The following is a 23,491-nucleotide window of genomic DNA, read 5'->3' as shown; positions in this document are numbered from 1 at the left end:
ATGAATATAATAATACGAAATAGTTTATGAGAAGAATAAAAATTATTACAGCTTTTGTTGCAGTTGCGATATCAATGTTCTTATTTTCTTGCAGTATGAAGAAGATAAAAGACATTAAAGATAAGTTTGATGAACCAGAACAAGTAGAAAATGGTATAATCAGTGACGATTCTTTGGCTCATGCAAGTGAGACAGAAGAGACAACGCCAGCAGTTAAGAGCACAACAGAAACAGGTGAGATAACAGCCGAAAGCTCAGCCCCTAAGAAAGTGTTTACAGGAAAAGTGTATGAAATTGTAGAAGATATGCCAACTTTCCCAGGTGGAGTAACAGAGCTAATGAATTATCTAAGCAAGAATACTCACTATCCTGCAGCCACTAAAAGAGATGGAATTCAAGGACGAGTTATTGTTTCTTTCATCGTAGAACCAGATGGTTCCATTTCGAATGTAAAGCTTGTGCGTAGCGTAGATGCTAATCTCGACCGAGAAGCATTGCGTGTTGTGAGCGAAATGCCCAACTGGACGCCAGGTAAACAAGGTGGAAACAAAGTGCGTGTTAGATATAGTTTGCCTATAGCATTTAGACTATAAGTTGACAAGAAAGGCAAGATAAGAAAGATAAAGTCTTTTAGTTCTTGTTCTATCTAATCACTTTTGGCTTTTGTCAGTATGGCAGTTGAAGGCAAAAAGTAGCTTGTTGCAGACCAATAGAAAATTGTTGTCTTTTATAAGAGGGTCTTGTAAAGGTCATAATTATATTTTGTCGTTGTGGCTTTATGTAGTCAAATAGGCAGTTTTGTTTTATTTTACCGGCTAGAGTTGTAATGCTCTGGCCGTTTTCCTTTTGTAGTGATAGATAAAAAGAGCGATAAGTCCCTGTTGATAGCGAATGTAAGTGGAACAGAGAAGTTTTGCGGGTGAGGTTTAAAGGCATTGCTTTTGCATTGTAAAAGTGTTGTAATTAGACTGTAAAAGCATAGCAATTGAAAGGCAAAAACAATGGTTTTAGAAATAAGAAAAATTGCTCCTTTTCCCTTTTACATAGTATCGTAAAGATAACTTATAAGCTGATGCACAATAAAATACCCTTTCTTTCTTTTTCTTTTCATGCGAAAGAAAGCCTTTAAATAGGCATTTGCAAGTCAATTCGTTTGAACTCAAGAATCGTTAAGCGGTGAAAAATAAGTTAAAATTCTTGCGCATTTATTGTATTATCTCGGTAAAAAGTAGTAAATTAGCATATCAAATTGGTTTATAACCTATAGATTATTAGTGTAGCTACAAAAGTTTACGAACAAAATATATAATAATAATAGTAGAAATCGTTTCTTTATCAAGTGAAGTGGCGATCAATAAAAATGAGAGAAGTTATGATAAAAAGAATCTATACATATATTTTCGTGGGTGTTGCAGCATCAATGCTGTTGCTCTCTTGTGGAAAAAAGAAATCAAAAGACGGCCGAACAGACACCTATTCGTCTGGTTCAGTGTCGTTTGTTGCAGATGAAAGCTTCTCACCCATTATCGAAGAAGAACGTGATGTCTTTGAGGCAACCTACCCCAAAGCCAAAGTTACACCTATATATAGTAACGAGGTAGATGGTATGAACATGCTTCTTCGTGGCGAAACACATTTGCTTATTGCTGCAAGAGACTTCACCGAGAAAGAAAAACAGAACTTAAAAGAACGCAACTTTGCACCTAAAAGCATGCCTATTGCATACGATGGTTTGGCACTTATCGTGAACAAAGCCAACCAAGATACCTGCATCAGCATTCGAGATGTAAAGCGCATTCTAATAGGTTCGGCAAAGAAATGGAGCGATATCTATCCATCTTCAACACGTGGAAATATCACTTTGGTTTTTGATAACAACAAGTCAAGCTCTGTTCGCTTTGTAGAAGATTCTCTACTTAACGGAAAACCCATCACAGCAGTAGCTGTTTCGGCAGTGAAGAAAACAGCAGAGGTGGTTGACTTTGTAGAGAAAAATCCTGGTGCAATAGGCATCATTGGAAGCAATTGGTTGAATGATAGAAGAGATAGTACCAACTTAACCTTTAATAAAAACATTAGAGTGATGTCGGTTAGTAAGTTGGATAATGCCACACCAGAGAACAGTTGGAAACCATTCCAATATTACTTGTATAACGGCAACTATCCACTTGTGCGCACAATATATGCGTTAATCAACGACCCTATTAATGGTTTACCATGGGGATTCGCACAATTTATCGCCTCACCAAAAGGACAACTCATTATATTAAAATCGGGTTTGCTTCCAGTTCAGGGCAATATCACTATTCGAAACGTCAACGTACGTAATTAAAGATAAAGCCCTTTTAGAGTTAAGCAATGCTCTTTAACGTCTAAAGAGCCAGTATCTACAAATAGAAACAACGAATTATGAAATCAATAAAATATTTAATGATGGGGGTTGTGCTTGCAGGAGCAACTACAACCGTTTATGCTCAAGAAGACAATAAAGCTGTTGTTGCAAGAGTATCTGAGATTATTAAGGCTAAAGGTGCAGACACAGAAAGCCAAGTTAAGGAAATATTTAAGGCTAACAAAAAGAATCCTGAGGTTCTTGTTGGTATCGGTAGAGCATATCTTGATGTTAAAGATACAATCAATGCCGCTAAATATGCACAGTTAGCTATTGATAGAGATAAGTCTTATGGTGCTTCATACATTCTTATGGGTGATGTAGAAGTGGCTAAAGACAATGGTGGTGCTGCTTCTTCTTGGTTCGAACAAGCAACTTATTTCGATCCAAAGAATCCAGAAGGATACCGTCGTTATGCTCAAATCAACAGTAAAACCAGTCCAACTGCAGCTGTTGCTAAGTTAGAAGAGCTACGTGCACAACGTCCTGATTACCCTGTAGATATCATCTCTGCAGAGATATATGACAAGGCAGGTAACTTGTCTAAAGCCATCGAATACTTTAATAAAGTAGACAAAAACAAGATGGAAGACTATCAACTTGTTACTTTCGCACTTGACTATTTCTTACAAGGTGAATTCGATAAGAGTTTAGAAGTAGCTCAATTTGGTGTAAACAAATTCCCAAAGAATGCAGCTCTTAACCGTATTGCGTTCTACAACTTAACCAACTTAAAGCGTTTCGACGAGGCTCTTAAATATGCAGATGCACTATTTAACAAGAGCGAAAACACTAAGATTAGCGCAAGCGACTACCTATATTATGGTCACGCTTATCTTGGAAAGAAAGATTATAGCAACGCAATAGGTATGTTTAAGAAAGTGTTAGAGAACAATACTGAGAGCGAAAGCGATAGAGCTGACGCTTTGAGTAACATCTCTACAGCATATGAAGAGCAAGGCGATTACGATAATGCAGCAAAGAACTACGCTGAATATCTAAAGACTTTGAAAGCTCCTACAGCTGCAAACTTCGCAGGTTTGGCTAGTATCTATTTGAAGAAAGCACAAGAAACAAAGGGTGACGAACAAAGAGCTGCTTACGAAAAGGCTGCTCAAACATATAAAGAACTTGGCGAAAAGTATCCTGCAGCTGCAGACTTTGCAACACTATGGCAAGCTCGTATCAACTCAAATCTTGATCCTGATATGAAGACTTTCCAAGCTAAACCTTTCTATGAAACATTGGCTAACACTCTACAAGCTAAGACTGACAGAGACGAAAGCGACAATGCTCGTTTGTTAGAAGCTTATAGATATCTTGCATTCTACTACACAAAGAAGAACGACAAGGCTAACTATCAAGCATACTGGCAAAAGGTTTATGATATGGATCCAACAGATGCTAACGCTAAGTTGTTGAAAGATAAATAATCAAGTTAAGTATATCATTTTTGAAAGAGGCCTTATAGGGTGGCTACTGGTAGCTTAGAAATAGGTTAATAGTTCATTCTAAAGGTCTAACTAAGATTGAAGATAGATTGTTAAGACAATTATCTTCAATCTTTTTTTGTGTTTGTTTGATTCTTCTTTGTCGAAAGGTTTCTTTTAGTTGTCGATGAGTTTAAAAGAAAAGGAATAGCTTTTATTCTTTTATATTGTTCTTTCAATCGCACAAATAAAAAGCAGCAACACTATGTAGAAGATAGTATTGCTGCACTGATTTTATGCTTAAAAACAAAAAGTGTCGTGAAATGATTATTCAAAATAAAAGCTTAGAGCAATCATTTTGGTTCGTGCTTCTTTAACTGCGTGGGTATATGGAATCATATTTTCTGCCTTGGTATTCTTTATATGGTTGGCATCTATGCTGTTAATGAGGCTATACATGAACTTCAACTCAGGGCGAAGCTTAAAGAATGGCAAGTAAAAATCACAGCCAACTCCAATCTCTGCAAAGGCATCATATCGCTTTAACTTGATATAATCCGATTCTTTTCCACTTAAATTAATCATTGGGTTAAAGCCTAAAAGAACGTATGGTCGGTGGTTATTTACTCTTGGTGCAGCGAAAATAAGTTCTGCAGGAGTTGAAATATAGGCGGTTTTCAGTTCTTGTCGTTGCTCTATTATCTTGCCAGTAGCAGCTTTTTCAACCTCATCTCTTAGTATAAGGTGTCGTGTTCCGAAGTACATTGTGGGCGCAATGCGTAGTTGAAAGTGGGTACTGAGACGTAATTCACCCAACACCCCCACATGAAAACCAGCGTCCCAGCGGTCTTGCTCCACCGAAATATTACTGTTCTTGGTTGTTCCATCGGGGTAAAGAATGTCTTGAGGACCAATGTTTTTCAACTCAATGTCTTGTACATGAGTTCCTAAGATCACTCCAAAATGAAACGTTCTTAAGTCAGTATAAGGGCGGTTTTGTACTGCTTGGTATTGTGCCGAGGCAGTAGAACTGATGATAAGAGCTAGCAATAAAGCTTTGATTTTCCTTTTCATATATTATAATTAACGTATTATTGGCGTGCTTATTGTAGTAGGATAGACGATTTTTCAATACCTATTTATAATTAGTATGTAGTATGCTTTTTGTGTGAGAAAATGCTTTTAGAGATGATTTTAATCACTAAAAATGATGACCAATAAAAGTTTTTTGTAAAAAAGTATCCCCATTTCTTGGTATGTAAAATAAAAATTGTACCTTTGCATCATACAAAAGCAAGTATCGCCTGATACATATTAATAAAACATTATAAATATTTCAATACAAAAACATTATGGCATACGTAATTAGTAATGACTGTGTTGCTTGCGGAACTTGTATCGACGAGTGTCCAGTAGAAGCAATCTCAGAAGGATCTATTTATTCTATCAACCCTGATGCATGCACAGAATGTGGTTCTTGTGCAGCTGTTTGTCCAACAGAATGTATCAGCCTTCCTTAATTGGGAAATCTTTAAAGTTAGGTAAATATAAAGAGAGAACGTTCCGATAGAAGACGTTCTCTCTTTTCTTTTGGTGCTTATCGCATCTTGTATTGTTACATTTATAGTGGCTTTTCGCTTTTTATTTTTCGAAAAGCTAATTCTTTTGGTTCACAATAATATTCTTTTTTCGTGCGTAAAATCTTTCCTTTTGCTCTGAAAAGGGTAGGGGTATTCTGTTTAATATTGTCTACTTGCTAAAGAGATACTGCGAATTCCTGTATCATCATAAGTAGGTATAGAATGCAAGTGTGGAGTTTCCAAGGTGTAGATGAAATATTATTACAAATAAAAAAGGGAACTCTTTGAAAGAATTCCCTTTATTTTTAAGAGGTGATCCGTTTGGGGCTCGAACCCAAGACCCCAACATTAAAAGTGTTGTGCTCTACCAACTGAGCTAACGGATCTCCATGTTTACTTCCTGTTTGAAAGCGAGTGCAAAGGTAAGAGTTTATTTCTTAACTTCCAAATTATTTTGAATCTTTTTTCAAATTATTTTCAATTTCGCCCTCTTTTGTAACGTATCTCTGCCAATAAGCAATGATAAGAGTGGTTAGTGGCAATGCAATTATCAGTCCAATAAATCCAAGTAATGCTCCCCAAATGGACAATGAGAGCAGAAGAACGACAGGATTGAGTCCCATGGTCTTGCCCATTACCTTCGGAGTAACGATCATATCGCTTATAAGTTGAACGATAATGAAAATTAAAAGCGCTAAACCAAATACCCACCAGAAGTTCTGTCCAGTGTCAGCAGCCTTTAATAAGGCTAAGAAAGCTGTGGGAATAATAGCAAAAGAGTGTAGGTATGGAACCAAATCGAGTATTCCAATGAGAATACCTAAGCCGATAGCCATAGGGAAATCGATGATGGTAAAACCAATACAGAACATAATTCCCATGCAAAGAGCAACCGTTCCTTGTCCTCTAATATAGTTGTTTAGCTCTCGTTCTACGTCTTGTGCCAATGCAGCCCAAAAGCTTCTGTTCTTCTTTGGGAATATCTTTATCCAGTTTTCTGTTAGATATTCGTAATCGAGAAGAATGAAGAACGTATATAATAAGGTGATGAACGAAGCTACAATGCTGATTACTACGCTTGCAGTTTGTCCTAAGAATGAAAATACTTGTGGTAGTGTTTTCTGCAAAGTGTCTGTAAATTCTTTGCTGGTAAAATAGTGTTCAATGGTTTGATGGTTCCTTGTTATCCACTCTTGAATGTATCTTGTAACCTCATTCACTGTGCCTTTTTGATCCGCATAGGCAGAGACTACAGTTCCAAGTTTGGTGAACTGACTAATCATTGGCGGTATAATTAAATACACAACGCCACCAATCACTGCCAAAACCAATAACAATGCAATGATAATAGACAAGGCTCTTATCTTTACATGCAATTTGTTTTGAACGAAAAGAACGAGGGGATAGAGCAAATAAGCAAAGAGCCAAGCAATGAAAAAGGGCAAAAGAACCCCGCTTAGGCTGTTAATTACCCAATAACTGAGGCCTACTGCAGCCACAATTCCTACCCATCTAACCAGTTTATCGAATATTATCTTTTGCTCAATCATATTCTTAAAGTATTATATTATATAGAGGTGTTATCCAATTTGCAGACCATTACAAGATTGTTGTTTATGAGTTTTGTTCTTGTTTTCAATCAATTTGTGTTCTTATGGTGTGTGTTCTTTCTTGCTTTTTTGAAAGCATTCACGGCATAAAGGCTCATATTCTAATTGTTCTCCAAGTAAAACACGACGTTCATTCTCAACAAGTCGGTGACTAACATAAGCCAATGCGCCACATTTTACACAGATAGCATGCACCTTAGTCACGTCGTCTGCTATGGCACAGAGTGCTGGCATTGGTCCAAAAGGAATTCCTTTGAAGTCCATATCCAATCCTGCAATAATCACACGAACGCCTTTATAGGCTAATTGGTTGCATACATCAACGAGCGATTCATCGAAAAATTGTGCCTCATCGATACCCACAACTTCGATATCTGATGATAACAAGAGGATAGAACCCGATGCATCAACGGGCGTACTCTTTATACTTGTCTTGTCGTGGCTCACAACTTCTTCCTCAGAATAGCGTGTATCGATAGAAGGTTTGAATATTTCTACCTTCTGCTTAGCGAACTTTGCACGCTTTAATCTACGGATAAGCTCCTCTGTTTTGCCTGAAAACATCGAGCCACATATAACCTCTATCCTACCAGGACGATGGTTCTCACCTGTAAATAAATCTGCCATATTACTGCAAAAGTACAAAGACGATTTAAAAAATGCAAAAGATATTGTGTCTTTTTTGTGTATGATAATAATTTATCTATTTTTGTAAATGCTATGGGAATCCTATATATTGTACCCACACCAGTGGGAAACATGGAAGACATGACATTCAGAGCAGTGCGTGTATTAAAAGAAGTTGACTTGGTTTTAGCCGAAGATACTCGGACTTCTGGCATGCTTTTAAAGCATTTCGATATCAAAAATCACTTGTTATCTCATCACAAATATAACGAACATGGGACATCAAAAGGAATCATCGAACGCCTTAAAGCAGGTCAAAATATAGCTCTTATAAGCGACGCAGGCACTCCTGGTATAAGCGATCCAGGCTTTTATTTAGCTCGAGAAGCTGCCCGAAACGATATCGAAGTGCAGTGTTTGCCAGGCGCAACAGCCTGTATTCCTGCCATAGTGGCATCGGGATTGCCTTGCGATAAATTCTGCTTTGAAGGCTTTTTGCCTCAAAAGAAGGGAAGACAAACGTTGATAAACTCGCTTGTTGACGAGCATAGAACAATGATATTCTATGAGTCTCCCCATCGATTAGTAAAGACTCTTGGTCAATTTGTAGAGGTCTTTGGACCCGAAAGACAGGTTTCTGTATGCCGAGAGATATCTAAACTGCACGAAGAAAGCGTAAGAGGTACCCTAAGTGAGGTGAAAGCGCATTTCGATGAGAAAGCTCCAAGGGGCGAAATCGTTATTGTTTTAGCAGGAAAAGATAGTAAATAATCCCTAAAGAAAGGAATCTATATGATGAAAAAAGTATTATTTATGGCATTAGCCATAGGTGTATTCACTCTTTACAGTTGTAATGGTGATAAGAAAAATAGTAAAGATGACGGACTAGAACAAAGCGACTCGCTTTCTAGAATCATTGAACAAAAGGACAATGAGATAAACGATATGATGGGAACCATCAACGAAATTCAAGAAGGATTGCGTGAATTAACGAAGCTGAGAATAGAGTAAATATCGTGAAAGACGGAGAAGGAGCTAACAAGTCTACTCAGATTAAAGAGAATATACAATTTATCTCTACAACAATGACTCGCAATCGTGAGCTCATTCAAAAGCTTCGCCAACAACTTCGTGAAAGTTCTTTCAAAGGAGATCAGTTCAAGAAGACCATAAGCTCGTTGATGCAACAAATCGAAGACAAAGAGATGCAATTGAAACAGCTACGTGCTGAGCTTAGTGCTAAAGACATTCACATTGCAGAACTCGATGAAACTATCGGCACACTTAACACAAGTGTAAACGAACTTACAGAGGAATCGAACAAGAAAACAGAGACCATTAACACACAAGACAAGCAACTTAACACTGCATGGTATGTGTTTGGTACAAAGAAAGAGCTTAAAGAACAACGCATTTTAGCTGATGGTAAGCTTATGCAATCTAACTTTAATAAGAACTATTTCACCAAAATAGATATTAGAGTAGATAAAGAAATCAAGCTATATACAAAGTCTGCGAAGATCTTAACCGTTCACCCTGCAGACAGTTACAAGCTTTCTCAAGATGCAAGCAACCAATATGTATTGCGCATTACCAATCCAGAATTGTTCTGGAGCACAAGCAAATATCTTGTAGTTCTTGTAAAATAAGAACGTAATAAATAATTAGTTTTAAGTATTTAGGGCGAGAAACAGTTTATGTTTCTTGCCCTTTTTCTTTGCCTTATAGTGAGAAATAAATCCTTATAAAAATCAAATTGCAGTAGATTTTATAGAAATAAGATAATGAATATCAAAGCAAATACTTAAATTTGCAATAGTAACTTTTATTTGACACGATGCAATGGGCAGAAACAAATAGCCAAAGTTGCAGACTTAAACAATTATATACCACTATAAGTATAGTAGAATAGTAGGTGGGAAGCAAAGAGTTTCTATGCCCAAGATATGGATATAGATTGATTGTAGACCTACTGAAAGAACATAAATATGAATAAAAAACTTCTAGCAGCAATAGCAACTACCTCCTTTGTAGGGTATGGAAGCTTGTATGCACGACAAAACAATCGTCCTAATATCATTGTTTTTATTGTTGATGATATGGGTTGGCAAGACACATCTCTGCCATTTTGGAACCAGAAAACAAAGTATAACGAGATGTATGAGACTCCTAATATGGAGCGATTAGCAAAGCAAGGCGTTATGTTTACGCAGGCTTACACTTGTCCTGTGAGCTCTCCGACTCGTTGTAGCTTAATGACAGGTATGAATATGGCACGACATCGTGTTACCAACTGGACCTTACAACGAGATAAACCCACTGATGATAAAAGCAAAACCATAAGCCTTCCCGATTGGAACTACAATGGAATTGCCCAAGTTGCAACCGTTCCGCACACTGCTTCTGCCACCTCTTTCGTCCAATTGCTAAAAGATAGTGGTTATCACACCATACATTGTGGTAAAGCACACTGGGGAGCTATCGATACTCCGGGTGAAAATCCATGTCATTTTGGCTTCAATGTCAATATCACAGGAACAGCAGCTGGAGGGCTTGCAACCTATTTAAGCGAGCGAAATTATGGTCATACACGTGACGGAAAGGCTTATGCTCTTAACTCAATACCTGGACTTCAAGATTATTGGGGAACGGGAACGTTTGTCACCGAGGCACTAACTAAAGAAGCAATAAAGGCTCTCGACAAGGCAAAGAAATACGATCAGCCCTTCTATCTCTATATGTCTCATTATGCGGTGCATATCCCTATCGACAAAGATATGCGTTTCTTCCCCAAATATGTGCGCAAAGGTCTGTCTGATAAAGACGCTGCCTACGCCTCATTAGTTGAGGGAATGGATAAAAGTTTGGGCGATATTATGGACTGGTTGGACAAAAATGACGAGGCGAAAAACACCATTATTGTATTTTTAGGCGACAATGGGGGCTTGGCAACATCGCAAGAGTGGCGTGAAGGACCTCTATATACGCAGAATTCACCACTAAAATGCGGTAAAGGATCAATGTATGAAGGTGGCATTCGAGTGCCATTTATGGTGAAGTGGAATGGAGTTGTAAAGCCCGATACACGCAATAATACAAGTATAATGATTGAGGATCTTTTCCCAACACTACTTCATATGGCACAGGTTAACGACTATAAGGTGCCACAAATAGTTGATGGAAAGGATATGGTGCCACTTCTTGAGGGTAAGAATGAAGCCGAATTTAATAAGAGGAGCATTATTTGGAACTTCCCAAATATTTGGGGAAACACAGGACCTGGTATCAACTTGAATTGTGCAATACGTCAAGGAGATTGGAAATTGATATACAATTATGAAACAGGCGAGAAAGAATTGTATAACATTCCGCAAGATATTGGTGAAAACAACAACTTAGTTCATGCTAATCCTTCAAAAGTAAAAGAGCTATCGTCTATCCTTGGCAAGAAACTAAGGCAAATGAATGCTCAAAGACCCGTTGTAACAGCAACGTCGAAACCATGTGCTTGGCCCGATGAATGATGTTTTATGCAATAATAGCTGAAATAGATTGTTGTTTCAATTTGATGCAAATGAAATATAATGGGCGTATGCCAGTATGTCAAATAGAAAGGTGTGATGCAAAATTTTAGCATCACACCTTTTAAGTTATGTATCTTTTCTTATTCTATTCTTGTGCTTATTCTTTTCGCATACGCTCTTCTTCGAGGTCAATGCGGTGAATAAAGTGATTAACTATTTCTTGATCAATTCTTGGATTCTTTTCTATCGCTATAGTTTATCCTGTTTTTGGGGAGTTGGGAAGTGATAACTTTTAGGGTCTTCGGGATTTTGGAGTGATAGTTTTTAATATCTGATTATCAATAACTTTTACAAAGTTATATACTTTTACATCCCCTTTGTTTACTGATATTAAAGAATACAAATTACTAATTTAAAGATTACGAAAATAGTTGTTGTACACACATGGGTTATACACGCTACAAAAGCTTATAATGAACTATTTGCAAATTTTCTTTACTAACAAGTAGCATAAAGGACATCATAGCATCACTCCAAATTTTGGAAGAGCCATTTTGATAATAAAACAATGAAATATCAGAGTAAATAACTATATTTGCAGTTGTGCACTTTTGCTTGACAACGTACAAATAATATATCACACTGGAAACAATTAGTTAGGAAAATTCTAAATATCCTTATTTTATAACATAGTAATTATGGAGTATATAAGATACATACAAGTTCTGATAAAAGAGCAAAAAGCCCTAGGGGCTGTAGAAGAGGAGGTGGTTTCAAGATATGGACATATTCCTCAGATAGCACCAGAGGCATATAATATCTATATATTTGCACCCCTTACAGAAGAGCGACTTGCACTGGTGGAACAAAATATTGGAAGAGAAATCCTTTGCCAATATAGAACATTTCTCACCCATGTTAGCAATGGGCTTTACATATTCCATAGAGGGCTCTCTCTCTACGGACACCAAGGAAGCATAAACAGGAAACTGGGCATTCAAGGTCCATTTGATTTATTGGTTCCTAATGTGTACGAACGTCCTAAAAATGCAGATAAGAGTTGTTTCTTTTTTGCCTCTTATAGCAAAGATGGTTCTCGCTTATACATGAAGGATGATTCTGATAAAGTATATTATTGTGCTCGGCGAGATGCAACTCCACTCAAAGAGTGGAATAGCTTTTCTGAGATGCTCATAGAAGAGATTCAAAGACTCAAATCTCTACATGGCGCAGACGGAATGCTTCAAGTTCCAAGAGAAGAGACTCTCCCGATTACCTAAGTATAAATATGCCACAATATTGGTTGATACTTCTTCTAAGAGGTAGTTCATCCGACATTTTTTTCTATGTGTAGTGTTGAATATTCTAAGCAGAGAGGCCTTATGAAAATATTTATGGTAGGGTGATAATTAATTGATATAAATTTATTTCATTCATGTTTTGGTGTTTTTTTTTAAGAAAAGCATTGTAATCTCACAAATAATTGCGACCTTTGCATTTCAAACAGATGAAAAACTTTCAAAGGAAAGTGGCAATATTGGTTTTATTAAGAATAATAATACCAAAAGAATTGGTTTAAAATATAAGACTTTGTTTGTGAATACGCAAATTGTGCACAATAAATTAGGCACAGAAAAGCTATTATAATACGAATTAATAACAATGATGCAGACTTTTTGCAGGATAACAATGTTGTAATTTGCCTGTCTCTGTGTCTTAAAAAAATATTAGAATTATGACAATAAAGAATAACTTTATGAAAGCATTTTATATCGCACCAACATGTCAACGTTTAGCAATGGAGAACTATTCTCTTATCTGTGCAACTGTAACTCCAGATAAAAATAGTAGTGAGGGTGGCTGGAATGCAGATAAAGAAGTAGACGGTGGTGCTGGAGAAATCTAAAAAATAAAGTACTTTGACGATGACGTTTGTATAGAAAAAGCTCTATACAGGGAGAGTTATATCGTTAATGAAACTATTTTTTTTATTCGCCTACATCGATAAATCGCTCTAAATAATTTTAAAAAGGCATTGCTATCCATACATAATAATTGTATGTTGGATATAATAGCAATGTATTTAGAAGATAAAATCAATGTTTTTGAGTGGTAAAAGTAATGCTTTTGGAATACGAAAGCATTACTTTTGCGTTATAACCAATTGAAAGTTTAAATATAAAAAGAAAAGTCTGCCAAGAATAACTTGGCAGACTTTCATCTTTATTTATTGAATAAATAATTTCTTATAGCAATGCTTGGAACTTTTCATCAAGTGTTGCTTTTGATGCAGCACCAACGAACTTGTCAACCAATTCGCCATTTTTGAAGAACAATATTGTTGGAATACTGCGTACACCAAACTCAATTGCAACCTCATCATTCTCATCTACGTCGCATTTTCCTACAACAATCTTACCGTCATAGTCGTTTGCTAACTCAGAAATAACTGGTCCTACCATTCTACAAGGACCACACCATGGTGCCCAAAGGTCAACTACTAATGGTAAATCACCATTTCTATACTCTTTAAAATTTTCGCTTGTAATCTTTACTTCCATAATCTGTTTTTTTTAATTTGATATTAGTCTTACGGCAAACATTATGCCAAAGTATTTAATTTATGTGATATTCTATTTGTTCACTCTGCTCAATATAACGCATAAAGTAACGAGTTAGGTCCACACCTTGTGTCTGCGAGCGCATCGTTAGCTTTGTGTTATGTTCTTTATCTATAATCTGAAAACACAATTCAACCTTGCCTTTGTTTTCCTCGGCAAGTGTAACGATGTCGGTAACAAGGTTCTCATTGATATCATTACTATCGATAGCGAGTGTAATTTTCTGTATTTCAGTGTCTCTAACGGTTTGCAATAGCTTTATATCACTTACCTTAAAGTCATAAACATCGCTATTTCTAAACCTTTGAGTAGACTTTCCTCGCACCAAAATGGGATAGCCTTCTTGCAACATTCCTTGCCATTTAGCCCAGTCTTCACCAAACAAAGCAAGTCTACCTGAGCCGTTAAAATCTTCAATAGTCACAAAACCACAAGGCAAACCTTTCTTTGTTGTTCTTGCTTCAGATAAGGTAACAATTCCTCCAAGAGCTACATTTTCTTTAGAAGCAAGTGCCAAATTGTCGGCAAGTTCATTGCAATTGGCATTGCATAGGTTGTTAATTACCATGCTAAACTCGTCGAGTGGATGAGCAGAAAGGTAGATTCCGATGCAATCTCGCTCTCTATTTAAAAGCTCAATGTGGCTCCATTCTTCCCATTCAGGAGGTGTCGGGTGAGGTATTTCCGCAGCATCGTCACCGCCAAAGAGTGAGTTTTGCGATTGATTTTGCTCGCTTTGATAGCGTTGTCCATATCGAACTAAAAGGTCGATAAATGGTTCTCCCTTAATGTTTTTGGTGAGATATTGTTCTCGTTTCAATTCTTTAAATCCGTCGAGAGCACCACTTAGCGCCAAAAGCTCAAGTGCTTTTTTGTTGACCGCATTGATATTTACACGCTCAATAAAGTCGTATATGTTTTTATAAGGGCCATTTTTTGTACGTTCTTCAACGATAGATTGAGCCGCAGCGTCGCCCATTCCCTTGATTGCAGATAGTCCAAAGCGAATAACTCCATCTTTGCTGGCACTGAATTTCTGTCTACTTTCGTTTACGTCAGGTCCTAATACCTTGATACCAAGAGTCTTACACTCGTCTATAAACTTAATAACTTCGGTAATGTTGTTCAAGTTTCGGCTCAGAACGGCAGCCATATATTCGGCGGGATAGTGTGCTTTTAGGTACGCAGTTTGGAAAGAAACCCACGAATAGCATGTTGCATGACTCTTATTAAAAGCGTAAGAGGCAAACTTTTTCCAGTCTTCCCAAATCTTATTCAACACTTTTTGATCGTGACCATTCTTCACTCCGCCCTCATAAAACAAGGTTTCGAGCTTATCCATCTGTGCAATAAGTTTCTTACCCATTGCTTTTCGGAGCGTATCACTTTGTCCTCGTGTGAAACCTGCAAGCTGTCTTGCAAGCAACATCACCTGTTCTTGATACACAGTGATGCCGTATGTATCCTTAAGATACTTCTCCATACAAGGAATATCGTATTGAATCTTGCTCGGATCTTTCTTTCTTTCAATGAAATCAGGAATGTAATCCATTGGTCCTGGACGATATAATGCGTTCATAGCGATGAGGTCTTCAAACACAGTTGGCTGCAAAGAACGCAAGTGTTTCTGCATGCCTGGCGACTCAAACTGGAAAGTTCCAATAGTTTTTCCTGCCGAATACAACTCGTAAGTCAACGCATCATCGATAGGAATGTTATCCAAATCGATCTTAATGCCTTTGGTGAATTGAATGTTATCCACCGCTTCTTTTAAGATAGAAAGGGTTTTTAAGCCCAAGAAGTCCATCTTAATAAGTCCTGTATCCTCGATAACATGACCGTCATATTGCGTACATCGCAACTTATGTCCAGGGTCTGTTTTGTCTTCTGCCACAGAGATAGGAACCCAATCGCTAATCGGGTCTCTACAAATAATAAAGCCACAGGCATGTACACCCGTTCCTCTTACGGTTCCTTCGAGCTTCTTTGCATACTTAATTGTATTTCGAACCTTCTCGTCTGGTGATTCTTCCGCTTGCTTAAGCTCTGGAATTGAAGCCACAGCGTTCGTTAAATTCATCTTAAGATCATTGGGAAGCTTGTCAGGAATGCTCTTACATAGGTAGTTCGCTTGGTCTAATGGAACCCTTTCCACACGTGCAACGTCTTTTAAAGAGTTCTTTGTGGCCATCGTTCCGTATGTAATAATGTGCGCACAGTTCTCGTGTCCGTATTTATTTTCAACCCATTCGAGCACAAGTCCACGACCGTCGTCATCGAAGTCGGTATCAATATCAGGCAAAGAGATACGATCGGGGTTCAAGAAACGCTCAAAAAGCAAATCGTATTTGATGGGGTCTATCTTCGTAATACCTAAACAATAGGCCACAACAGAGCCTGCTGCGGATCCTCTTCCAGGTCCAACCATCACCCCAAGTTCGTTTCTTGCGGTGTTAATGAAGTCTTGTACGATCAAGAAATAGCCAGGGAAACCCATTGTTTTCATGATATGTAGCTCGAACTTAATACGCTCGTCCACCTCATCTGTTAAAGGTTCGCCATATAACTTCTTTGCTCCATCATAGGCAAGTTTAGCTAAATAGTCGGCTTCAAACTTAATTCTGTATAGTTTTTCAATACCTCCTAACTTCTCAATCTTCTTCTTTCCCTCTTCAAGAGGTAGTTGGTTCTGTCCGTTTTCATCAGAAGTAAACTCCTTAAAGAGATCCTCTTCAGAAATAGATTGGCGCAAAGCCTCTTCCGTTCCGAAGTCTTCTGGAATAGGATAGAAAGGCATAATGGGGGCATTGTCAATCGAATAGAGTTCTATCTTGTCCAAAATTTCGCAAGTGTTGCGCATTGCTTCAGGCAAATCTCCAAACACTTCGTTCATTTCCTCTTTCGATTTAAACCACTCTTGCTTTGTATATAGAAGACGATTGGGATCGTTCAAGTCCTTGTTGGTAGACAAACAGATAAGATGGTCGTGCGCTTCTGCATCGTCTTTCTCGATAAAATGCACGTCATTGGTGCACACAACCTTGATGTCAAGCTCCTTAGCAATCTCTAATAAGGCTTGATTTGCCTTTTGTTGGAGTGGATATGTTTGTCTATTTGCACGCAGACTAGGATCCTTAACCTCATGTCTTTGAAGCTCAAGATAATAATCATCGCCGAAAACTCGCTTGAACCAGCGAGCCGCTTCACGTGCTCCTTCGTAGTCACCTTTCAATACTTTAGATGGAACTTCGCCCGCAATACATGCCGAACACACAATTAGTCCTTCGTGATAGCGCTCCAAATCCTCGTGATCGGTACGTGGACGCATGTAAAAGCCATCAACCCAAGAGCGTGAAACCAATTTAATGAGGTTTTTATACCCTTGGAGATTCTTTGCAAGAACAATGAGGTGTTTACCTCCCATGTCACCATTTTCCTTGATCTTGCTTTCTTTTTTATTTCTTGCAACATACATCTCACAGCCAAGAATAGGTTTAAAAGGGGGCAAACCCTCTTCTTTTCTCTTGCCGTTTACCTTGTTACAGTAGTTGTAAAATTCTTTTATTCCGAACATGTTTCCATGGTCTGTGATGGCCAAACCACGCATTCCGTCGTTAATTGCCTTATCAACTAACTTCTGAATATTCGACTGTCCGTCCAGAATAGAATAGTAAGTATGTACGTGTAAGTGAACGAAATCTTCCATAAATATCTTTCAAATGAGATGTAAAATTACTTCTTTACATTGGATTACCAAAAGAATGGCATTAAAAAAGTTTGCAGAATGAAGAAAAACAGCTATCTTTGCATAAATAATAAGAGATCTTGTTACTATGATAAAAAAGATAAAAAGGCTAAAGAAAATAAAGATACATCATGAGGGAACCGATACTCTCATCTATAGTTTTATTGCACTTGCTACCATTTCTATTCTACTTTGGCGTTTCATTGATACAAAAATTCCATTCTGGATCTTTACAACTATTGGAACGATAGCATATCTCATTGTACTTAATTTTTATCGTAGTCCTATTCGTTATTTTGGAGAAGAGGACACAGAAGGTATCGTTGTAGCTCCTGCAGACGGTAAAATTGTTGTAATAGAAGAAGTAGAAGAGAACCGATATTTCCACGAAAAGAGAATAATGGTAAGTATCTTTATGAATCTTTTCAACGTTCATGCTAACTGGTTCCCTGTAGATGGAAAGGTAAAGCTTATCCGTCACTTCGATGGTAACTTCCATAAAGCGTGGCTTCCCAAAGCAAGTGAGGAGAATGAACGTGCAGATGTGTTGATAACAACACCCGATGGACAAGATATTTTATGTAGACAAATAGCAGGAGCGATGGCTCGTCGCATTGTTACTTATGCACGAGAAGGCGAAGATTGCTATATTGATGAACACTTAGGCTTTATCAAGTTAGGCTCAAGAGTAGACCTTTATCTACCTGTTGGTAGTGAGATCTGTGTGAAGATGGGTCAAAAAACCACTGGAAATCAAACAGTAATTGCAAAGCTTAAATCATAGAAAAAGCCAAGAAAGGGGCGTTTTTAAATAGAAGATGATCAACAGTTTGAAGAAGAACATACCCAACATGCTAACATGTAGCAATCTCATTTCAGGATGTATTGCCGTGTATTTTGCATTTGGAGCACGTTTTAAAGAAGCTTTTTTATTTATTATCATAGGTGCAATATTCGACTTTTTTGATGGAATGGTTGCACGCTTACTTCACGTATCATCTCCAATTGGAAAAGAGTTAGATTCATTAGCAGATGTTATTACATTCGGAGTAGCTCCTGCAACGATGATCTTTACAGAGCTAACAGCACTTACAACCTCTTGTTTTGCAACTGCATCGTGTGGCACATTCTGCTTAAAAGTGCAGCCAATACTACCATTTGTGGCATTTATCTTAGCCGCTTTTTCAGCCCTTCGACTTGCAAAATTCAACTTAGACGAACGTCAAACCACCTCGTTTATTGGTCTTCCCACACCAGCAAACGCCCTCTTTTGGTCGTCATTACTTGTTGCTCATAGCACAACTATCGAGACCTTTTCATTCGCTCGTCAGCTTATAATCGCCCTTCTTTTCATCACTTCTTATCTATTAGTATGCGAACTACCTATGTTTGCACTAAAGTTTAAGACCTATGCGTTTGCAGAAAACAAACTAAAATATGGCTTTGTAGCATTTTCAATCATTGTGTTCGCCCTAACAGGCATCATCAATGGCTTTTGGATAGTTATTGCTTGCTATGTTGCTTTGTCTGCAATTGTGGCGTTGATGGAAAGAAATAAGGCATAATTTTATCATTTTGTTTTTAGGATATGGCAAGTTTTTTGAGTTTTATTTTCTACTTATTTTTATCAGCACTTATCTTTATTGGGCTCATGATCTTCATTCTTTATCGTCGAGTGAAGAATGTTACCAATATGTTTAATAAGCAACGACAAAGTACACAGCGACAAGAAAGAGGCAGAACCTATCGTGCTGATAATGGAGAAACTATTGTAGACTATCGCAATCCACAAGAAACAGGGCGCAAAATCTTTACAAAAGAGGAAGGCGAATATGTGGATTATGAAGAAGAAAAATAATCAATAAGATTCTTACCTCATTTGGATTTATTCCCTAATACTTATGGCTTGTTGGCTATAAGGCTTTCTTTTTGTATGTACTAATAGATTTTTCTTTATCTATTCTCTTGAGTAGGACTTGTAATGTCAGTGCTTTTACTCTCCCATCTCAATGCTTTTGCCTACTAATTTCATTGCTTTTACACCACAATAGCAATCCTTTTATATTCACCCTTTATTGCCTTAGTTCAACAAGTCCTTTCACCTTATATTATATATATAGTTCTGTTGCGTTGAAGAATGAGATAAAAGGCAGAATGTATAGCAGTAGAATTAGAAGGAGAAAGAAAAGAATAGGGGAAGAATATCACTTCTTTTGAATGAGAATGTTGAGGCTATAAGGTTGAAATGGTAACGAAAATAGATGGTTTTAGGGCAAAAGAAAATCCGTTAAGTTGGGCAACTGAACTTATAAAATCATTGCGTAACCTAACGGATTGAAATAAAATAATGGGCGTAAAACCTATTTAGTTGTGTACATAAGTACCAATATCCTCTCCGTCAATCACCTTTTTAAGGTTACCAACAACGTCCATATTAAAAACATAAATAGGTAGGTTGTTTTCCTTGCACATTGTTGTTGCAGTGAGATCCATCACCTTTAATCCCTTAGTATATATCTCGTCGTATGTTATTTCGCTGAACTTTGTAGCAGTAGGATCCTTCTCTGGGTCGGCAGTATAAATGCCATCTACTCTTGTTCCTTTTAACATTACGTCTGCTTCAATCTCAATTCCACGCAAAGAAGAACCTGTATCGGTTGTGAAATAAGGGCAACCAGTGCCCGCAGAGAAGATACAAACATATCCATCTTCCATGCTTTCAATAGCTTTCCACTTTGTGTAGAACTCGCCAATAGGCTCCATTCTGATGGCAGTTAATACTTTATTCTTAACGCCCAATGCGCCAAGTGCACTACTTAAAGCAAGCGAATTGATAACAGTTGCGCACATACCCATTTGGTCTCCCTTCACTCTATCGAAGCCTTTAGATGCTCCACTCAATCCTCTAAAGATGTTTCCACCTCCGATAACGATACCTATTTGTACGCCCATCTCGTGTATTTCTTTGATTTGTTGAGCGTAGTCTTGTAGTCGTTGCGAATCAATTCCATAGCCTTGGCTGCCCATTAGGCTCTCACCACTTAGCTTTAAAAGAATTCTTTTGTATCTTGCCATATTCTAATTATATTAATATTGTCTTTTGGTTTGTGTTGCTTTGTTTTATTGAGGGAGCACAAATTGCACCTCTTTTTGTTCGTATTCTCTTATTCTTCCTTCAGTATCTTTCAAACAAAGATGTCCGTTGTCTTTTATTTCCACAATCTCTGCCTCGAATAATCCATCTTTATCTCTGTAAGGAAATACGCCTTTAGAACGATAAAGTACGTTCATATATTGTAATTTAACCGACTTATAATAGCCGAGACGCAACTGGTCGTAATATTTTTGGAAGGCTTTTAGGGTCTTAGACAATATCTCTGAGACCTTGGTTTCGCAGTTTATGATGTTGATAAGCGAAATGGGATTGGGGGCATCACTAACAAATTCTTTTTGGTTGACATTGATTCCAATACCAAAAATACAACGAGTGATGATTTGAGAGTTGACACTTGTTTCGATAAGTGTGCCGCTAATCTTTTTATCTTTATAGTAAACGTCGTTGGGCCACTTAAGAGTTAGATCCTTAGAGTAACGACTTAAGGCGTCATGTATTGCTAAAGCGGAAATCATTGACAGGTAAAAATTGAGATGAAGGGGAACCTGCGGACGAGTGATATCAAGAGAAAAGGTGAGGTTTTTACCGTCTTCACTTTCCCAAGAGTTGGTTCCTTGACCTCTTCCTGCGCTTTGCGAACGAGCAACAATCACTTTCATTAAACTGCTTGGAGGAGCAGATTGCTTAGCTAAATAACTGTTTGTAGACTCTGTCTGGTCGATGTAATCAATATGAATCTTCATAAATAGAAATTATATTAACATGGGGTTAAACGCATCTTCAATATGTTCTATCTTGGCATTGTGTTCATTGTGCCCAATAACTGATATGATATCGAATCGTAATTCATAGCTAATTTTGCGCTCTTTTACATAACTATTGGCAGCAATAGCAATGTTTTTAATCTTCCTTTTGTCGACAGCTTGAGTAGGATGGGTGATTGTTTCGTCGGCTCTTGTCTTGACTTCTATGAAAACAAGGATGTTATGTTGTGGATTAAAGGCTATGATGTCGATGTCACGTTTACCATAATGCCAATCTCTTTCACAAATAGTGTAGCCTTTGTTCTCTAAGAATTTCGCAGCAAAAGCTTCACCCCAGTGTCCTAGCTCGTTATGTTTCGCCATGAATAAATGTAATTACTATATCATTACAAATTTACAATAATATTCTAGATAATCAAAATAAAGCACTACTTTTGCAATATAATAACAAAAGAAATACGAATGATTGAACCGCAAGTGAAAGGCGATGAGTGGTTTATGGCTAAGGCTTTGGAACAAGCTCAGCTTGCTTTTGAGGCTGGAGAGATACCTGTTGGAGCGGTAGTTGTGGCTAAAGATAAGATTATTGCACGCTCGCATAACCTTACAGAGATGCTTTGTGATGTCACAGCTCATGCCGAAATGCAAGCCATTACATCTGCAACGAACTCGTTAGGAGGTAAGTATTTAAACGAATGTACTTTGTATGTGACGCTAGAACCATGCATCATGTGTGCTGGAGCGATAGGTTGGTCGCAGTTAGGACGCCTTGTTTATGGTGCAAGTGACGACAAACGAGGTTTTATGCGCTTTGCTCCTGAAGCCTTACACCCTAAGACTAAGGTTACAAAAGGGGTGATGGAGGAAGAATGTAAGGCGATTATTCAAGACTTTTTTAAAAGTAAAAGATAACAAACCTCTGCTTTTCTTATAGGAAATAGGAGAGGTATAGAAACGAATAAAGGTGATAGAAAGTATTTAAAACTTCTATCACCTTTATCTATATAGCACCTTTTAGTCTTTCAATAGCTTTTTGTGTGCTGCTTCAAATGCTGGTGGATACTTGCCTAAGAAGCAAAGATTAACCAAACAGTTGGCTGCAACTTCAGCGTCACTCAATGTAACTCCTTTGGCTCTTGAGACGCTTTTGCCCAGTGCTACCTGCCATGTTGATCTGAAGTTGTTATCATCTGCACCCATATAGGTCTCTCCATTCGCTTTATTATCTATGATTTTGTATAGAATACCTTTCTTACTTGGAATGGGTTCTAACTCAAGTAATATGTCGTAAGCAACTTTTAAAGGCTCACGATATTTGCTTGTTCCTGGAAACATTTCGTTGATTACGGGCATAATCTCTTCAAATTCGTATGCCTGAAATAATTGTTTTAATTTCATATCCTTGTTATTTCTTTTGTGTTGTTGATGAATAAAGAATGTGGTTCAATGCACGTTGCAAGCTCAAGGTGTTGAGGTTTGCTTCGTAAAAAGTTGACTTGTTGAAACAAAGTAGGGCAGAACATAATAGAACTGCCCCTCTTTTTATTCTTTACTCTATTGTCTGTTCTTTTGAGTTGGTGTTTTAGTGTGTCGCAATAGTGGTCTTAAAACTTAGCCATCTTTATCGCATCCACTGCACATTCATCGCCTTTGTTACCTAATTTACCACCTGCTCTGTCTAAAGCCTGTTGCAAATTGTCGGTAGTTAATAAGCCATAGATAATGGGAATTTCACTTGTTGTGTTCAAACGAGCTATTCCTGTGGTTACACCTTGGCAGATATAATCGAAGTGAGGAGTATCTCCTTTGATTACAGAGCCTAACACTATGAGTGCATCATATCCTCCATTGAGAACCATTTGATGTGCTCCGTAGATCAATTCGAAGCTTCCTGGAACTGTCTTTACATGGATATTCTCAGGAATTGCGCCATGTCTCTCGAGTGTATTTACTGCACCTTCTAATAAAGCTCCTGTGATTTCAGGATTCCATTCTGATACAACTATACCGAAACACATATTACTTGCGTCTGGAACTTTAGTCGCATCATAGCTTGATAGGTTTCTTAATGCTGTTGCCATCC

At 37.7% G+C, this 23,491-nt stretch carries 22 protein-coding genes, 1 tRNA gene and 1 pseudogene; 13 read left to right on the top strand and 11 right to left on the bottom strand.

Annotation, left to right across the window (positions count from 1 at the left end):
* Positions 1 to 26 precede the first annotated feature (26 nt).
* The 3 genes from A3GM_RS0108055 to A3GM_RS0108045 all read left to right on the top strand — a co-directional run bounded on the left by A3GM_RS0108055 (position 27) and on the right by A3GM_RS0108045 (position 3,825).
* Entirely contained in the window at positions 27 to 593 is a 567-nt protein-coding gene (locus A3GM_RS0108055) for an energy transducer TonB (RefSeq protein WP_018362873.1), read from the top strand.
* A 779-nt stretch (positions 594 to 1,372) separates the two neighbouring features.
* A complete protein-coding gene (locus A3GM_RS0108050) occupies positions 1,373 to 2,332 on the top strand; it encodes a PstS family phosphate ABC transporter substrate-binding protein (RefSeq protein ID WP_018362872.1) in 960 nt (319 codons plus the stop codon).
* Between the two features lie 77 nt (positions 2,333 to 2,409).
* A complete protein-coding gene (locus A3GM_RS0108045) occupies positions 2,410 to 3,825 on the top strand; it encodes a tetratricopeptide repeat protein (RefSeq protein ID WP_025829931.1) in 1,416 nt (471 codons plus the stop codon).
* Positions 3,826 to 4,149: 324 nt separating this feature from the next.
* Here A3GM_RS0108045 and porT read toward each other — a convergent pair whose 3' ends face one another.
* Positions 4,150 to 4,896 (bottom strand): type IX secretion/gliding motility protein PorT/SprT, encoded by a 747-nt coding sequence (gene porT / locus A3GM_RS0108040; protein WP_018362870.1) that lies wholly within the window; start codon positions 4,894 to 4,896, stop codon positions 4,150 to 4,152.
* Between the two features lie 278 nt (positions 4,897 to 5,174).
* Here porT and A3GM_RS0108035 point away from each other — a divergent pair, with 278 nt between their 5' ends.
* Complete coding sequence (locus A3GM_RS0108035; RefSeq protein ID WP_018362869.1) at positions 5,175 to 5,342, top strand: DUF362 domain-containing protein; 168 nt, start codon at positions 5,175 to 5,177, stop codon at positions 5,340 to 5,342.
* Between the two features lie 373 nt (positions 5,343 to 5,715).
* Here the strand turns inward: A3GM_RS0108035 and A3GM_RS0108030 are convergent.
* From A3GM_RS0108030 to A3GM_RS0108020, 3 genes are all read right to left on the bottom strand, one after another.
* Positions 5,716 to 5,788, bottom strand: a tRNA-Lys gene (locus A3GM_RS0108030).
* A 63-nt stretch (positions 5,789 to 5,851) separates the two neighbouring features.
* Positions 5,852 to 6,952 carry an AI-2E family transporter gene (locus A3GM_RS0108025; protein ID WP_018362868.1) on the bottom strand — a complete coding sequence of 367 codons (1,101 nt, stop codon included), beginning with the start codon at positions 6,950 to 6,952 and terminating at the stop codon, positions 5,852 to 5,854.
* A 102-nt stretch (positions 6,953 to 7,054) separates the two neighbouring features.
* On the bottom strand, positions 7,055 to 7,639 hold the full coding sequence (locus tag A3GM_RS0108020; protein WP_025829929.1) for a thymidine kinase: 585 nt from the start codon (positions 7,637 to 7,639) through the stop codon (positions 7,055 to 7,057).
* A 93-nt stretch (positions 7,640 to 7,732) separates the two neighbouring features.
* On the opposite strand from A3GM_RS0108020, the gene rsmI reads away from it, so the two are divergent.
* The 5 genes and pseudogenes from rsmI to A3GM_RS11620 all read left to right on the top strand — a co-directional run bounded on the left by rsmI (position 7,733) and on the right by A3GM_RS11620 (position 13,069).
* Positions 7,733 to 8,410 carry a 16S rRNA (cytidine(1402)-2'-O)-methyltransferase gene (gene rsmI, locus A3GM_RS0108015; protein WP_025829927.1) on the top strand — a complete coding sequence of 226 codons (678 nt, stop codon included), beginning with the start codon at positions 7,733 to 7,735 and terminating at the stop codon, positions 8,408 to 8,410.
* 24 nt (positions 8,411 to 8,434) lie between these two features.
* Positions 8,435 to 9,288 (top strand): annotated as a pseudogene (locus tag A3GM_RS11165) (Cbp1 family collagen-binding glycoprotein adhesin).
* A 339-nt stretch (positions 9,289 to 9,627) separates the two neighbouring features.
* Positions 9,628 to 11,163, top strand: coding sequence for a sulfatase (locus A3GM_RS0108005; protein ID WP_018362865.1), 1,536 nt, complete (start codon positions 9,628 to 9,630; stop codon positions 11,161 to 11,163).
* A gap of 698 nt (positions 11,164 to 11,861) precedes the next feature.
* Positions 11,862 to 12,443 (top strand): SMI1/KNR4 family protein, encoded by a 582-nt coding sequence (locus A3GM_RS11160; protein WP_018362864.1) that lies wholly within the window; start codon positions 11,862 to 11,864, stop codon positions 12,441 to 12,443.
* A 476-nt stretch (positions 12,444 to 12,919) separates the two neighbouring features.
* Positions 12,920 to 13,069, top strand: a complete 150-nt coding sequence (locus A3GM_RS11620) for a hypothetical protein (protein ID WP_154648132.1) — start codon at positions 12,920 to 12,922, stop codon at positions 13,067 to 13,069.
* A 340-nt stretch (positions 13,070 to 13,409) separates the two neighbouring features.
* Here the strand turns inward: A3GM_RS11620 and trxA are convergent, their stop codons facing one another.
* Together trxA and dnaE are read right to left on the bottom strand one after the other, a co-directional pair.
* On the bottom strand, positions 13,410 to 13,724 hold the full coding sequence (gene trxA / locus A3GM_RS0107985) for a thioredoxin (RefSeq protein WP_018362861.1): 315 nt from the start codon (positions 13,722 to 13,724) through the stop codon (positions 13,410 to 13,412).
* Positions 13,725 to 13,779: 55 nt separating this feature from the next.
* Entirely contained in the window at positions 13,780 to 17,490 is a 3,711-nt protein-coding gene (gene dnaE, locus A3GM_RS0107980) for a DNA polymerase III subunit alpha (RefSeq protein ID WP_018362860.1), read from the bottom strand.
* 127 nt (positions 17,491 to 17,617) lie between these two features.
* Here dnaE and A3GM_RS0107975 point away from each other — a divergent pair, with 127 nt between their 5' ends.
* Genes A3GM_RS0107975 through A3GM_RS0107965 form a run of 3 tightly spaced genes read left to right on the top strand, consistent with a single transcriptional unit; the run spans position 17,618 to position 19,387 of the window.
* The gene (locus tag A3GM_RS0107975) at positions 17,618 to 18,313 is read left to right on the top strand and encodes a phosphatidylserine decarboxylase family protein (protein ID WP_018362859.1); all 696 of its coding nucleotides are present in this window, start codon (positions 17,618 to 17,620) and stop codon (positions 18,311 to 18,313) included.
* 34 nt (positions 18,314 to 18,347) lie between these two features.
* A complete protein-coding gene (gene pssA, locus A3GM_RS0107970; protein WP_018362858.1) occupies positions 18,348 to 19,094 on the top strand; it encodes a CDP-diacylglycerol--serine O-phosphatidyltransferase in 747 nt (248 codons plus the stop codon).
* 23 nt (positions 19,095 to 19,117) lie between these two features.
* Complete coding sequence (locus A3GM_RS0107965; RefSeq protein WP_018362857.1) at positions 19,118 to 19,387, top strand: DUF4834 family protein; 270 nt, start codon at positions 19,118 to 19,120, stop codon at positions 19,385 to 19,387.
* Positions 19,388 to 19,893: 506 nt separating this feature from the next.
* Here the strand turns inward: A3GM_RS0107965 and pyrH are convergent.
* The 3 genes from pyrH to A3GM_RS0107950 are packed head-to-tail and all read right to left on the bottom strand — an operon-like array spanning position 19,894 to position 21,771.
* A complete protein-coding gene (gene pyrH / locus A3GM_RS0107960) occupies positions 19,894 to 20,604 on the bottom strand; it encodes a UMP kinase (protein ID WP_018362856.1) in 711 nt (236 codons plus the stop codon).
* A 45-nt stretch (positions 20,605 to 20,649) separates the two neighbouring features.
* On the bottom strand, positions 20,650 to 21,387 hold the full coding sequence (locus tag A3GM_RS0107955; RefSeq protein WP_018362855.1) for a biotin--[acetyl-CoA-carboxylase] ligase: 738 nt from the start codon (positions 21,385 to 21,387) through the stop codon (positions 20,650 to 20,652).
* A gap of 9 nt (positions 21,388 to 21,396) precedes the next feature.
* Positions 21,397 to 21,771, bottom strand: a complete 375-nt coding sequence (locus A3GM_RS0107950) for a YraN family protein (protein WP_018362854.1) — start codon at positions 21,769 to 21,771, stop codon at positions 21,397 to 21,399.
* A gap of 99 nt (positions 21,772 to 21,870) precedes the next feature.
* On the opposite strand from A3GM_RS0107950, the gene A3GM_RS0107945 reads away from it, so the two are divergent.
* The gene (locus A3GM_RS0107945; protein ID WP_018362853.1) at positions 21,871 to 22,320 is read left to right on the top strand and encodes a nucleoside deaminase; all 450 of its coding nucleotides are present in this window, start codon (positions 21,871 to 21,873) and stop codon (positions 22,318 to 22,320) included.
* A gap of 102 nt (positions 22,321 to 22,422) precedes the next feature.
* Here the strand turns inward: A3GM_RS0107945 and A3GM_RS0107940 are convergent, their stop codons facing one another.
* A complete protein-coding gene (locus tag A3GM_RS0107940; protein ID WP_018362852.1) occupies positions 22,423 to 22,806 on the bottom strand; it encodes a hypothetical protein in 384 nt (127 codons plus the stop codon).
* A 206-nt stretch (positions 22,807 to 23,012) separates the two neighbouring features.
* Positions 23,013 to 23,489 (bottom strand): 6,7-dimethyl-8-ribityllumazine synthase, encoded by a 477-nt coding sequence (ribH, locus tag A3GM_RS0107930; protein WP_018362850.1) that lies wholly within the window; start codon positions 23,487 to 23,489, stop codon positions 23,013 to 23,015.
* Between the last annotated feature and the right edge of the window lie 2 nt (positions 23,490 to 23,491).

Source organism: Hoylesella nanceiensis DSM 19126 = JCM 15639 (genome assembly GCF_000379965.1).
GTDB lineage: Bacteria > Bacteroidota > Bacteroidia > Bacteroidales > Bacteroidaceae > Prevotella > Prevotella nanceiensis.
Note: the sequence above shows the minus strand (reverse complement) of the source record. Positions and strands in the feature narration are given on the sequence as shown.